This is a genomic window from Bacillus coahuilensis m4-4, from assembly GCF_000171615.1.
GTDB lineage: Bacteria > Bacillota > Bacilli > Bacillales > Bacillaceae_K > Bacillus_T > Bacillus_T coahuilensis.
In genome coordinates, this window is sequence record NZ_ABFU01000050.3 from 25748 (window position 1) to 39548 (window position 13801).

Annotated in this window: 12 protein-coding genes and 2 pseudogenes; 13 read left to right on the forward strand and 1 reads right to left on the reverse strand. The window is 38.5% G+C overall.

The features are described from left to right. The first annotated feature begins 86 nt into the window (after positions 1 to 86). From M44_RS12625 to M44_RS22995, 13 genes and pseudogenes are all read left to right on the forward strand, one after another. Positions 87 to 545, forward strand: coding sequence for a hypothetical protein (locus M44_RS12625; protein WP_010174153.1), 459 nt, complete (start codon positions 87 to 89; stop codon positions 543 to 545). Beyond that, positions 542 to 844 carry a hypothetical protein gene (locus M44_RS12630; RefSeq protein WP_010174155.1) on the forward strand — a complete coding sequence of 101 codons (303 nt, stop codon included), beginning with the start codon at positions 542 to 544 and terminating at the stop codon, positions 842 to 844. The genes M44_RS12625 and M44_RS12630 overlap by 4 nt, the downstream gene beginning before the upstream one ends. After that, positions 837 to 1259, forward strand: a complete 423-nt coding sequence (locus M44_RS29505) for a glutathionylspermidine synthase family protein (protein WP_337444104.1) — start codon at positions 837 to 839, stop codon at positions 1257 to 1259. The genes M44_RS12630 and M44_RS29505 overlap by 8 nt, the downstream gene beginning before the upstream one ends. Positions 1260 to 1330: 71 nt before the next feature. Beyond that, a complete protein-coding gene (locus M44_RS29510; protein WP_337444105.1) occupies positions 1331 to 2113 on the forward strand; it encodes a glutathionylspermidine synthase family protein in 783 nt (260 codons plus the stop codon). Further along, positions 2114 to 2527: a DUF350 domain-containing protein gene (locus tag M44_RS12640; RefSeq protein WP_010174157.1), complete on the forward strand. Its 414-nt coding sequence runs from the start codon at positions 2114 to 2116 to the stop codon at positions 2525 to 2527. It abuts the gene before it with no gap. A 366-nt stretch (positions 2528 to 2893) separates the two neighbouring features. After that, entirely contained in the window at positions 2894 to 7081 is a 4188-nt protein-coding gene (locus tag M44_RS12645) for a tetratricopeptide repeat protein (protein WP_010174159.1), read from the forward strand. Positions 7082 to 7187: 106 nt separating this feature from the next. Continuing rightward, on the forward strand, positions 7188 to 7547 hold the full coding sequence (locus M44_RS12650) for an MmcQ/YjbR family DNA-binding protein (RefSeq protein WP_010174160.1): 360 nt from the start codon (positions 7188 to 7190) through the stop codon (positions 7545 to 7547). Between the two features lie 11 nt (positions 7548 to 7558). Continuing rightward, positions 7559 to 7924: a hypothetical protein gene (locus M44_RS12655; protein WP_010174162.1), complete on the forward strand. Its 366-nt coding sequence runs from the start codon at positions 7559 to 7561 to the stop codon at positions 7922 to 7924. A 118-nt stretch (positions 7925 to 8042) separates the two neighbouring features. Further along, positions 8043 to 9738, forward strand: a pseudogene (locus M44_RS22990) (AMP-binding protein). A gap of 123 nt (positions 9739 to 9861) precedes the next feature. Further along, on the forward strand, positions 9862 to 10449 hold the full coding sequence (locus M44_RS12665) for a TetR/AcrR family transcriptional regulator (RefSeq protein ID WP_010174166.1): 588 nt from the start codon (positions 9862 to 9864) through the stop codon (positions 10447 to 10449). A 15-nt stretch (positions 10450 to 10464) separates the two neighbouring features. Next, complete coding sequence (locus tag M44_RS12670; RefSeq protein ID WP_010174169.1) at positions 10465 to 11238, forward strand: enoyl-CoA hydratase; 774 nt, start codon at positions 10465 to 10467, stop codon at positions 11236 to 11238. A gap of 120 nt (positions 11239 to 11358) precedes the next feature. Then, the gene (locus M44_RS12675; RefSeq protein ID WP_010174171.1) at positions 11359 to 12132 is read left to right on the forward strand and encodes an electron transfer flavoprotein subunit beta/FixA family protein; all 774 of its coding nucleotides are present in this window, start codon (positions 11359 to 11361) and stop codon (positions 12130 to 12132) included. 35 nt (positions 12133 to 12167) lie between these two features. Beyond that, a pseudogene (locus M44_RS22995) lies at positions 12168 to 13149 on the forward strand (electron transfer flavoprotein subunit alpha/FixB family protein). 222 nt (positions 13150 to 13371) lie between these two features. On the opposite strand, the gene M44_RS12685 reads toward M44_RS22995, so the two are convergent. Further along, the coding region (locus M44_RS12685; RefSeq protein ID WP_010174173.1) for a transposase at positions 13372 to 13801 on the reverse strand (430 nt) is incomplete at its 5' end.

Consider the following 13801-nt stretch of genomic DNA (forward strand, 5'->3'; position numbering starts at 1 on the left):
TGATTCATACAGTCGGAATAGAATATTTGAATCCTTTGTCCATTCTACACGTATATACTAAAAGTGCCCATGAGAGGAGTGTACGTATGCAATCAATACTAGAGTACCGACTACTTAAAGGTGAAGAATTTACCCCTATTTATTACTATGATGATATAGAGATGGAACAGATTCTGGCAAGAAGAGAATGCGAGTTCTTTGTGAAAAACGGCGTGACTTATAAACAAACGTCTTCTGCTATAGAAGATCAGGTAAATTTAATTTATGTGGAAGTGTTTGAAGAAGCTCCATTTGAAATACAGCCAGGGCAAGGTGGAATTCAATTAGAATTTCGCGAATACAATCCAAGAAAGAACCATCCCTTATTAAAAGTAGAACAGTTTTCATTCCATTTAAATGTATTACATAAAATAGGGGCTGTGTACCATTTTATTGACGATGTAGAATGGGAGAGAGACTCTGCAGAAATTGATGAGGACAGAATGACCTATGTTCTTTATCTAACCCCTACTGGATACGTTTTAGAGAAAGGAGAAAGGGCATGAAGAAAACAACAAAATTGATGACAGGAGTTATGGCTGCAATGACTATGACCATAGCAGCCTGTGGTTCAGATATACCACCAGAACCAGAAGATACCGACTGCTTAGACTGGGACTGGGACGAAGAAACAGGGACCTACTATTGTGATGACGATGATTCACCCTATTATAGAAGTTACTTTTACGGTGGGAGATATTTCAAAAGTAAGTCAAGCTTAAAAGAATCTTCATCCTATAAAAGCTACAGCAATTCGGCTAAATCAGGTATTGGCAGCGGATCAAAGGGTGGTTTTGGTGGGTAACTATCAAAGTGAGCGCCAAGCCTTTTACTCTCAATTTGATCAATACTGGCATGACTTATACGGAGAAGAATATTCATTGTTGGATGTAAAATATGAATCCAATGAAACCATAAATAAGATACGACAGGCAACGAAACGCGTCGGAAGTATTTATCAAAAAACACTTCAACTGCTAACAAATCTTGATGATGACACGTTGATTCAGCTAGGTTTCCCTAAAGCTACCCTTGAGTTTGTTCGACTTCCAAGTCATAGCCTAATTACGTTACTTGGGCGCATGGACTTTGTGGTACAGGATGGAAAGATAAAATTATTAGAATTTAATAGTGACACTCCTACGTTTATAAAAGAAACATTTTTATTAATGGTAAAGTTTGTGAGTATTTTCAATGTGAGGATCCGAACCAGGACTTAGAGGAACTTCTAGGTAAATCTTTAAACAAAGGAATACGAGAAGCCTGGACGAAAGATCGTACACCGACTATTGTGTTTACCTCTCATCCTGATCATGAGGAAGATTACTTTACCACCCTTTATTTACAAAAGTTATCAAAGGTTCCTTCTCAATATGTCCCCCTTTCAGATCTCCAAATTATAGAAGAAGATTTCATAAATGGAGGACAGATGGTTCTTGAGAGTGGGGTATATACCCCAGAAGGTGAACGGATTGACATCTTATACCGTCCTACATACCCAGTTGAGCATTTAGTGGAAGATGTCGCAAAAGGCTCACAGGATAAAATAGGAGAAACCCTATTAAGGTTTGTTAAAGATAACAAGCTCATTTTACTTAATCCCCCGTCTGCCTTTCTACTTCAATCAAAAGCAGTTCAGGCAATCATTTGGGGATTATATGAAGAAGAGCATCCTTATTTTACAGAGGAAGAACAGGAGTGGATCGGTGAACATTTCCTAGCCACTTATCTAGAACCAGATTCTTTTGTCCAAAGCAATCAAAAACATGTCGGTAAACCGGCTTTTGGTCGAGAAGGAGATACGGTAGTGATCTATAATGGAGATGGAAGGAAAATTGCCGAGGATCGGCAAAAGACGTACAGAGATTCGTTACAGGTATTTCAAGAATACATTTCTCTTCCTACTCATACCATTCAAACTGAAAAAGGAAAACAACTTGCTCATATTATGTACGGCTGTTTTTATGTGCATCACCTACCCATGGCTATAGGTATACGTGCAGGTGGGCAAATAACAGACAATCATTCTTATCATTTACCAATTGGAATATATGAATTGAAAGGAGAGAACTAAATGTCTTACATTACGTTAGAATCATTTTTAAGCTTTCTTGCTCATTTAGGAACGGGGTTTGTTCTTATCATTCTAGGGCTAATTGCCTTTTCATTTACTACAAAGTTTTCAGAGCGACAACTAATAAAAGAGGGGAACCTTGCTGTTGCCTTAAAGCTGTGGGGAAAAACCATAGGTCTTGCCATTGTCATCTACACGGTGTGGGCTGGTAGTGTGAATCTATTAGATGCTTTTATATGGGGAATCGTTGGGATTGTAGCTCAAGTGTTGGCGTACTTTATCATTGAGTATATCTTGACTCCTCGTACTCATTTAGCTGAAAAAGTGGAAGAGGGGAATCTAGCCATTGGTTTCAGCTTATTTGCCGCAGGGATTGTAGTGGGACTTGTAGTTGCTGCAAGTTTGACTTATTAAATAGATAGACTTTGGGAACTTCCTTTTGGAGGTTCTATTTTTATGGGTGGAATTGGGACAGGGTGCAGGGGTTGAGTGCCCGCACAGGAATGGTTGGTGTCCGCACGAGATTTGTGAGAGCGCACGAGATTGGCCAGAACCGCACGAGAACCATCTGCACCCGCACCAAACCCTACCAATACCGCACGAACAGAGGTGTCATCCGCACAAATAAGAGATTCACCTGCACAATCTCCTGCCCTTCAAAATCTTCCCATTCATTTCCTGCTACTCAATTAAAAAAACATATGGAAAAAAACCAACAAATAGTCTATTATAAAAAGTAATGTTAGAACTTTCATACTATTATACTGTTAAGGAGAAAATATGACTCAAAGCCAATATACAAGATTAATTGAAGAAGAGAAATATGATGAAGCGGTCACTAGATGGTTACAAGAATACCTGGAAATTCAAAAGGCTAACTCTCTTCAATTTGTGAAGAGGTTCGTGTACCTCTCTGATGAGGATTTTAAAGGGCTTATCAAGATGCTTGATTCAGTGTTAATGAATCGACTAGCGCATATTTTAATTCGAGCAAGATACCGTAGAGTTAAGTCTCCCTATACGACGATGTGGTATTGTGATGAATTAATAGATGAGAATAAGCTGGTAGAATCAGAAAGATTACTAAAACAGCTAGAAGATCAGGATCTATCTGAGGAAGAAACGATCAAGCTTTATTCAACGATGGCCACCACGCTTATGTTTATGCAAAGGTTTAAAGAAGCTAGTCGCTATATGGAGAAATTAGAAGAACTCTCAGCAAACGATATTCATACTAGGTGGGGATATTATTATCTTATAAAAGGAGAATGGGATGTTGCTGTCGAGTATTTGCATAAGGGGAGAAATGATCAGAAAGATGGAGCGTTTTCGAGATATTTGGAAATTCACCATCTTGTAGCGGTTGGGAAGATACAGAAGGCTCAACAGCTACTGAATGAAGCGAAGAGATTATATCCTTCATTTACACGATTGGTTCACGAGCAGGTTCAGCTACATTTTAAACAAAAGAATTGGACGGGAATGCTACAGTCGATAGATGAGATGAAGAGGCAGTCTCCTGGTCATTCTAGTCAGCCTCTTTATAACTATTATTTGGCCAACTATTATTATGAGAATGAAATGCTTGATGAGCTGCAAGCTTTATTAGAAGCGAATAGAGGATTAAAGAAGTCGTCCATGTTTAAACAGTTTAAAGAGACGTTCTCATTAGAAAGAAAATTTGTCGCTTACACACCGGTTGCGCAAAAATATAATTATTGCATGCCAGCTTGTATTTCCATGGTAACCAGTCAGTTTGGGGATCGTTTAGAGCAGGATGAGATAGCAGAGCATGTTTTTGAGGTATCTGGTTCGAGGATTCCCAGGTCTGTGAAGTTTTTAGAAGAGCAAGGATTTGCAACGAAGTTATTTTATGGAACAGCTGCTCTCTATAAAAAGCTGATTGATCAGCATGTGGGGATGATTGCGATGATCGATTATCCGTTATCTTCACATGTTCAAGTCATTGTAGGCTATGATGACAATTTACAATGCCTTTTTATACAAGATCCTAATTTTAGAGAGTTGATCACGGTTCAATACGAGGATGTTCCTGAGTATTTTGATAACAACCGAGCATCCACTATTGCTGTTGTACCTAGTGGAGAAGAGCAGAAGCTACATCTTCTATCTGAACAAGAACATTCTGTGATGAAAACGGTAATGGAATTAGTAGAGAAACTGGAAGAAAGCCCGTTAACGGAAGAGGATCATGATTACTTACAGACTCACCGTGATCATTTTGTTGTATGGGAATATGCGATACGCTCCTTCCCGACTGAGCTAGATGCCGACATTTTAGAAGAATATATCCAAGCATTTAATGAGCAGCTACGTGAGGGGACGTATAAGAATATAGTGACTGCACTCGCTTATGAACGTGTGGGGAAATTAGAAAAAGCGAGAACCATCCTAGAGGCTGTGCAGGATAAGGATAAAAATTCAGCGTATCGGTATGTCTTGGGTCGCAACTATTATGACCAAGATGATACGAAACGTGCCGTTGAATATTTTGAGAAAGCCATAGAGTTAGAGCCAGATGATCATGTGATGTGGTCTTATGCTGCCATGTGCTATTTAGGGGAAAATCAAGCGGAGAAAGCTCTTAGACTGAATGAAATTGCGTTAGATATTAATAGTGAAGATAGCTTTGTTTTAATGAATCAAGGATTAATTTTAGCGAAGGTAAATGAACTTCACGAAAGTAAGCGCTTTTTTAAAGAAGTCATCAAACGGCACAAATATGATGCACACGCATGGTATGAAAGAGCTAGAATTGATGAGAGACTGGGACTATTGCAAAAGGCTGAAAGAGGCTACCGTGTAGCTATCGGGTTAAAGCCAACGTACCCCTATGCATATCGTAAGCTAGCTGATCTGTTTGAAAATACCTTACAGGATGTGAAAAGAGCGGAAGAAGTATATGTAGAAGCGGTCAGAAAAGTAAAGGAAGTTAATCTTCTTGTTGAGGTCAGTGAATTCTTCCTAAGACATGAAAACGTAGAAGAAGCTTTTCACTTGATAGAAGAAGCCAAACAGCTTGATACACTTTCAGCTGACCCATGGGTAACAGAAATGTACTATCTCCAAGAGAATGATTCTGAGCAACTAGTTTCCTTTATTAAAGATGTGAACGAAAGATTCTCTGAAGATAGTATATGGTGTATTAATGCAGGTAGAGTTTTGGGTGATGTTGGAGATGAGGGTGAGATAGAGCTTAGTCTAGATATGATGGAAAGAGGCGTTCAGATGGCAACGTCCAATATAGATGGTGCCATTGAACAGTATCAAGATGCGATCGTTAAACATCAAGCCTATACTAGAGGCTTTACTTTCTTAAAGAAGCTACGGAAAGAGAGGCAAGATTCTCCGTATATTATTAGTTATATTGGTTGTTTGTATGAATCTCAAGGGTACTTACAGGAAGCGATAAAATATTTTGAACAAGCCCTTACACAGTATGAAGATATTCTACCTCTTTACCGACTAGGTGAAGTGTATTACAAACTAGAAGACTATGATAAGGCGGCTGACTATTATAAAAGTGTGGCAGAACTGGATTCTGAGCATACTCAAGCCCTCTTAGATTTAGCCTCTATCGCTTCGATGAAAGAGGAGAAGGATAAAGAACTAGGCTTTTTACAGCAAGCGTTTCGCATTGACCCATACAGTGTGTCAGTTGAAAAGATGACAGATCTTATGGACGAGGAAGCTGTGCAACAGTTTATTAACTTAGTAGAGGATCAAAAAGCTTTATTAGATGAAGCATTCTACTATGATACGTTGGCTTATGCGTATGGGTCCATTCAAGATGTCGAGGTGGAGGGTCAAATGCTAGAAGAAGCTAGACGCCTTTCTCCAGATTTTTCTGTAATCCGATTCCACCAAGTAAAATATTGGATGAAAACCGGGAATCTTAAAGCAGCAAAAAAGCAAGTACTTTCTTTAATTGAAGAAAATGTAGAAACACGAGCTTATTATGAGACGCTGTTACAGCTTTACTTTGAAAGTAAAGGACTTTTGAGAATGGATTCAGAGTTAAATAGACTTCACTTGGAACCTAAAGAAAAGAGTTTGGCCTTTATGACTATGGCCGTAACGTTTGAAGAAAAGATGAAAGCTGTAGTAGAAAATCAAGTTCACACGGAGCAAGCTGGTATTTTTAAACGACTTGTGAACTTCTCTAAGCTTACGTACAACCTAGGAATAACCATTGCTTTATATGAACGTGCTATAAAGTTAGATTACGAGAATATCCAAGCGGTAATGTGGCTTACAGATTTCTATATCGATCATGATTTAGCTGAGGATGCGATCAAGGTTCTAGTTGGCTCCCTAAAGAAAGAATGGCAGTATGATGTAGCATACAAGTTGGCTAGCGTTTATACAGACTTACTAGCTGAAGAAAACGAACGTAAGAAATTCAACTATGTTCAGAAAACAGAACAACTATTACTAGACTGCTTGACTGTGAAAGAAGAAGTGGAAGTTCTAACGTTATTGGGCTACACCTACTATGAAAAAGGGGACATGACAGCTGCTTGCGAAGTTTTACGCAAAGCGATTGAATTAGAGCCATTATATGACCTTGCGTATCTTCATATGGGTAGGGCACTTGCCGCTCTTGGGGATTTAAATGAAGCGGAAACGTATTTAATGAAGGCCGCTCAGTTCACTCAAAATCCATATATATTGAATGAATTAAGCATTGTCTATAGACGACTTCAACGATTTGAAGAGGCATTACGCTATGCAGAAACGTGTATGGAGATAGAAGAAGATGAAATGTTATTTGCCTACAACCGAGCATGCTATCTTTCGTTATTAGGAAGGTTTAATGAAGCACGCGACGAATTGACCATAGTATTTGAAAAGGATGAAACAGGAAGGTATTTAGCATTGTCAGAAGAGGATATTGACCTAGGGCCTTTAAAGGAAGCTCGTTTATTTCCAGTCGTCTGGTCGTAAACGTTATATTTTAGTTAACATGAGATGTTCAGAGTGGAAATGTCATTTTGTTTCCCTCTGTTTTTTTACATAGTGAGTTGAAAAAATAAAAAAGGAGTTGAGCGAAATGAACAAGAAAAGGTTACAAGACTATTGTGCATCTTTAAAAGGTACAACCCATGACTATCAGCAGGATTGGCAAGCAGACCGCTACCACGTGGGGGAAAAGATGTTTGCCATGATGGGGGGAGATGCAAAAGGTGAGCCCATTATCACATTAAAATGTGATCCAGTTCGTGCAGAAGAGCTTCGTGAACAATATGACCGAATTATTCCTGGGTACTATATGAATAAAACACACTGGAATTCTATTTATTATGATGAAAGGTTTACGGATGAGTTTGTGGAAAACCTTATCCAGCATTCCTATGAACTTGTCTTAAGTAAATTGACTAAAAAGATTCAGAAGGAAATTTTAGGAAGATAAATGGGGGAGAAATGGCCATAGATAGAGGATTGAAACTTATATTATCTGCATTATGTATTATTGTAGGCTTTTTGTATTATTGGGAAGTGTTTGGACAAACAGAAGAGAGTGTTTCTAGATGGGGGCTGATTTCTATTCTTAGTGGATTAGTGATTATTCCTTTTAGCTTTTTCAACAACAAGGTAGCAAAAATACTCACCACCAGTATTATTGCTGTAGTGGTAGTCATCCAAATTCCGCCGATCATTCTATGGTTTGTCTTTCACGGCAGTGGAATTACTGACGGCACGCCGCCCAGTGATTTTGTAGCCCATTGGCTGTATAGCTTTCCTCATATCATGATAACTGTAATAGGTCTCCTAGTGTCCAAAACATGACGAAAAAAGTTGAAGCTTGTCCATTACATTTCAAATTGTAAGCTCTTTCTTTTTCGATTATAATGAAGTTGGGTGGGAAAAATCTAAATTTTTCGAAAAATAACAAGGGGGAGAGAAGATGGAGAAAATCTGGTTAAAGCATTATCCTGAAGAAATTCCTCATGAAATAGCATACAAAGAACAAGCAGTCCATGAATATTTAACAGATGCTGCTAAACTGTATGGGGAAAAAGTAGCAGTGCATTTTTTAGGGAAGGATATTACGTTCATAGAGTTATATGAAGCTTCTCTTAAGTTTGCTAACTACTTAAAAGATGAATTGGGCATCAAAAAAGGGGACCGGGTAGCCATCATGTTACCAAATACACCTCAGTCCATGATTGGTTACTATGGCACTTTATATGCTGGTGGAATTGTCGTTCAGACCAATCCTCTTTATATGGAACGAGAATTACAATATCAAATGAAGGATTCAGGAGCAAAAGTCATTTTAACACTAGATATACTCTATCCAAGAGTATCTAAAGTATTAAATGAAACAGATCTTGAAAATGTTATTGTAACCGAAATAAAGGAATATTTACCGTTTCCTAAAAATTTGGTTTATCCTCATATACAAAAGAAGCAATATGGTATTAAAGTGAAAGTCTCTCATTCAGGAAATACCCATTTATTACCTACGATTTTAAAAGAAGCTTCAGCAACACCAATTGAGACCCCCCTTGACTTTGAAAACGACTTAGCACTGTTACAATATACTGGTGGTACTACTGGATTTCCAAAGGGAGTTATGCTAACTCACAAAAATTTAATTGTCAATACAAGTATGAGCGATAAGTGGTTATATAAGTGCAAAAAAGGGGAAGAAAGCATCCTAGGGATTTTGCCTTTTTTCCATGTGTTTGGGATGACGTCTGTATTAATTCTATCGGTCATGGCTGGATATAAGATTATACTTATGCCAAAATTTGATGCGGGTGACACGTTAAAGACGATTCAAAAACAAAAGCCAACCTTATTCCCAGGTGCGCCAACCATTTATATAGGTTTATTAAATCATCCAGATATTAATAAATATGACTTATCATCTATTCATGCTTGTATTAGTGGTTCCGCACCACTTCCGGTGGAGGTTCAAGAAAATTTTGAAAAGGTAACAGGAGGAAAGATGGTCGAGGGGTATGGATTAACCGAAACATCTCCAGTAACCCATGCAAACTTTGTCTGGGATCGTCCTTATGTTAAAGGAAGTATTGGAGTACCTTGGCCAGATACGGAGTCTGCCATCCTTTCATTTGAAACAGGGGAACCACTTCCTCCAGGTGAAATCGGAGAAATCGCTATTAAAGGACCTCAAGTCATGAAAGGATATTGGAACCGTCCAGAAGATACAGCTTCTACATTTAGAGATGGCTGGTTATTAACAGGAGACTTAGGTTATATGAATGAAGATGGATACTTCTTCGTTGTAGATCGTAAGAAGGATATGATCATAGCCGGTGGATTTAATATCTATCCAAGAGAAATTGAAGAGATTCTTTATGAACACCCAGCCGTACAAGAAGCTGTTTGTGCCGGAATACCAGACCCGTATCGTGGTGAAACCGTTAAAGCGTATGTTGTTTTAAAAGATGGAAAACAATTAACGGAAAAAGAATTAGATACGCATTGTCGAAAATTTTTAGCTGCTTATAAGGTACCAAGAATCTATGAGTTTAGAGATGAATTACCAAAAAACTGCAGTAGGTAAGATCTTAAGAAGAGCCTTAGTAGACGAAGAAAAGCAAAAGCAATCTTCTGAAGAAATAAGCTAAGCTTATTTCTTTTGTAAAATAGGTAGACAAGCCTCTCTAAATTCTTGACAAGTAAGGGGTATCATTATAAGATAGAAATATGAATGAATGGTCATTCATTATTTAGCGGAAGGTGATAGCCCCTTGAAAAGAAATAAGCCGAAATATAAACAAATTATTGATGCAGCCGTGATTGTCATCGCAGAAAATGGCTATCATCAAGCACAAGTATCAAAGATTGCAAAACAAGCAGGTGTGGCAGATGGAACAATTTATTTGTACTTCAAAAATAAAGAAGATATTCTTATCAGCATGTTTCGTGAAAAGATGGGATTATTCATTGAAAAAACGGAAGAAGTAATTGCAGGGAAAAGTTCTTCTTCAGAGAAATTATTAGTTATGATAGAGAATCATTTTTCTATATTATGTGACGATCATCATCTAGCGACGGTTACTCAGTTGGAGCTACGTCAGTCAAACAAAGAAATTCGATTGAAAATCAACGATGTGCTTAAGAAGTATTTAAAGCTTGTTGATATGATATTGTACGAAGGAATTGACAGAGGTGAATTTGATCCAAGTCTAGATGTGCGTCTAACAAGACAAATGATTTTCGGAACGATTGATGAAATTGTCACAACCTGGGTCATGAATGATCATAAATATGAACTTGCTGCTCTAGCTAAGCCGATCCATCAGATAATCTTGCGAGGTTGTCAAGCTCACCAATAAGTAGGAGGAATTGTTTTGGAATTTTTTAGCATAGAAGTAGAAAAGGGAATTGGATTAATTACATTAAATAGACCACCTGCTAATGCACTTAGTAGTTCAGTTTTAATGGAATTAAATGATGTGTTAGATGAGGTAGAGAACAATGATGACATTCGTGTTCTACTCCTACATGGTGAAGGCAGATTCTTTTCTGCCGGCGCAGATATTAAAGAGTTCCTAAGCGTCGAGGATGCAAAAGGATTTGCTAGTCTTGCTGGCCGTGGTCAAGGTTTGTTTGAACGAGTGGAGAACTTTGGAAAGCCAGTTGTTGCTGCCATCCATGGTGCAGCACTTGGCGGAGGGCTTGAATTAGCGATGAGTTGTCATATCCGATATGTTACCCATTCAGCTAAACTAGGACTTCCAGAACTTCAGTTAGGACTAGTGCCTGGATTTGCAGGTTCACAGCGCCTTCCTCATTTAGTGGGAAGAGCCAAGGCTGCTGAGATGCTTTTCACAAGTGAGCCAATTACGGGTGAAGAAGCAGTGAAGTGGGGTCTAGCGAATGCAAGCTTTTCAGATGAAGAGCTTATGACAAAGACTACCGAGCTATGTGAGAAGATTGCGAGTAAAAGTCCAATTGCGCTAAAGGCTACTTCGAAGCTATTATCTTACACAAAATCAAATCGTTTCTATGAAGGGGTAAATCAAGAAGCTGATTTGTTTGGTGAATGCTTTATGTCTGAAGATGGCAAAGAAGGAATCACAGCGTTCCTTGAAAAACGTAAGCCTGAATTCAAAGGCAAGTAACTAGGAGTATAGAGGAGGGCAGATCCGATCGATTTGCCCCACCTTTTACTATATATTTTTATCTAAAATATTCATAATCTTTCTAATGGAAAGAATGTTTACACTTTGGGAGGGGAAAACATGAACATCTTCGTATTGTTAAAAAGAACTTTTGACACAGAAGAGAAAATCACGTTAGCTGGCAATCAAATTAATGAAGACGGGGCAGAATTCATCATCAATCCTTACGATGAGTATGCAGTCGAGGAAGCGATTCAGGTTCGTGATGAGCATGGCGGAGAAATTACAGTTGTATCGGTCGGCAATGAAGAAGCAGAGAAACAACTTCGAACAGCTTTAGCAATGGGTGCTGATAAAGCCGTTTTAATCAATATTGAAGACGATATTGAAGAAGGAGATCAATTTACAACAGCGGCTATTTTAGCTGAATACTTAAAGGAACAAGAAGTAGATTTAATTATCGCGGGGAATGTTGCGATTGATGGAGGTTCCGGTCAAGTTGGTCCTCGTGTTGCTGAACAATTAGGGATAAACTATGTGACAACGATTACGGAACTAACCATTGATGGTACGACAGTTTCAGTCACTCGTGATGTAGAAGGAGATACTGAAAAGATTGAAACGAGCCTACCGCTATTAGTAACAGCGCAACAAGGTTTAAATGAACCTCGTTATCCTTCTTTGCCTGGTATTATGAAAGCCAAAAAGAAACCATTAGATGAGTTAGAAATAGATGATTTAGACCTAGATGAAGACGATGTAGAAGCTAAAACGAAAACAATTGAAATCTTCTTACCTCCAAAGAAAGAAGCGGGGAAAGTGTTAGAGGGTGAAATTGCCGACCAAGTAAAGGAATTAGTAGGATTACTACATTCAGAAGCAAAGGTTATCTAATTGACTACACAAGGACAAAACGGGAGGTAGAAAAAATGGGAAGAAAAGTGTTAGTACTTGGAGAAGTGCGTGACGGTTCACTACGTAATGTATCATTCGAAGCAATTGGGGCAGCAAAAACAATTTCTGAAGGAGGAGAAGTAGTAGGGGTACTTGTTGGTCAGAGTGTAAGCGCTTTAGGTCAATCGCTTGTTCACTACGGAGCAGATCGTGTGGTAGTGGTGGAAGATGAAAAATTAGATCACTACACGCCAGACGGTTATGCGCAGGCTTTATTAGCTGTCATTGAACAAGAAAAACCTGAAGGTATTGTGTTTGGTCATACAGCACTAGGTAAAGACCTATCACCAAAGATTGCTAGCAAGCTACATTCTGGTCTTGTGAGTGATGTAACGGCAATCGAAGAGGCTGGAGGAAACATTGTTTTCACTCGCCCAATCTATTCTGGAAAAGCCTTTGAGAAGAAAATTGTGACAGATGGTCTAGTTTTKGTAACCATTTCGTCCTAATAATATTGAAGCACCAGAAAAGAATGAGAGTCGTAGCGGTGACGTTAGCTCGCTATCTGTAGGAATTAAAGACTTACGTACCATTATTAAAGAAGTGGTTCAAAAAGCAAGTGAAGGAGTCGATCTTTCAGAAGCCAAGGTTGTCATTGCTGGTGGCCGTGGGGTCAAAAGTGAAGATGGCTTTAACCCATTAAAAGAGCTTGCAGATGTTCTAGGTGGAGCAGTTGGAGCATCACGTGGTGCATGTGACGCAGATTATTGCGATTACTCTTTACAAATTGGTCAAACAGGTAAAGTTGTAACTCCTGACTTATATATTGCTTGTGGAATTTCTGGTGCGATCCAGCATTTAGCGGGTATGTCCAATTCAAAAGTAATTGTAGCGATTAATAAAGACCCAGAAGCGAATATCTTTAATGTAGCAGACTACGGTATTGTTGGGGACTTATTTGAAGTCGTGCCAATGCTGACAGAAGAATTCAAAAAGCTTAAAGTCGCTACTTCTTAAGATACAGTTCATAAAAGCTTTTTACTAACGCTCGTTCATACTGAACTCAGGATCGGATTAGAGGGCAAGTCCCCTTATTTTACAGAACGTAGTAGAAAGCGTCCTTAAAAAGCGAAGAATATCTTCGCTCAGCTTGTCGAGAAAGTTAATTTTTTCATAGTTATTCAAAGGTTTTTTTGCTTCGATATCTTTGGATAAGTATAAAAAAAGATTGCTTCCCATTTATCCTAGCTTCGCTAGGTGGGTCGCAATCTTTTTTATATTCTGGCAAGCTGCAGTTAGAAGAACCTGCTCACTTGCGTTTTTAATTCCCCTAAACCTGCAATAGCGAAGCCCATGCAGCTCTTTTGAGTCTGCGAAGCTTCGCTCCACTTTTTCTTTTCTAAATTTATATAGCTTCTTTCCAGGATTTGATAACCTATTTATCCTTACCTTCTCTTTATGTTCTTCCCATACATGACGGGTTACCACTTTCACATTATTTTTAGATCTTGTACATTGTGATAGAAGTGGACAACTGCCACATAATTTTGGATCAGATTTATATTCTCTATATCCTTCTCGATTCGTTGTTCGGTAAGTTAATGCTTTCTTGTTGGGGCAAACATAAATGTCTTGGTCTTTTTCATATGTAAATTTCCATTTTGGGCCT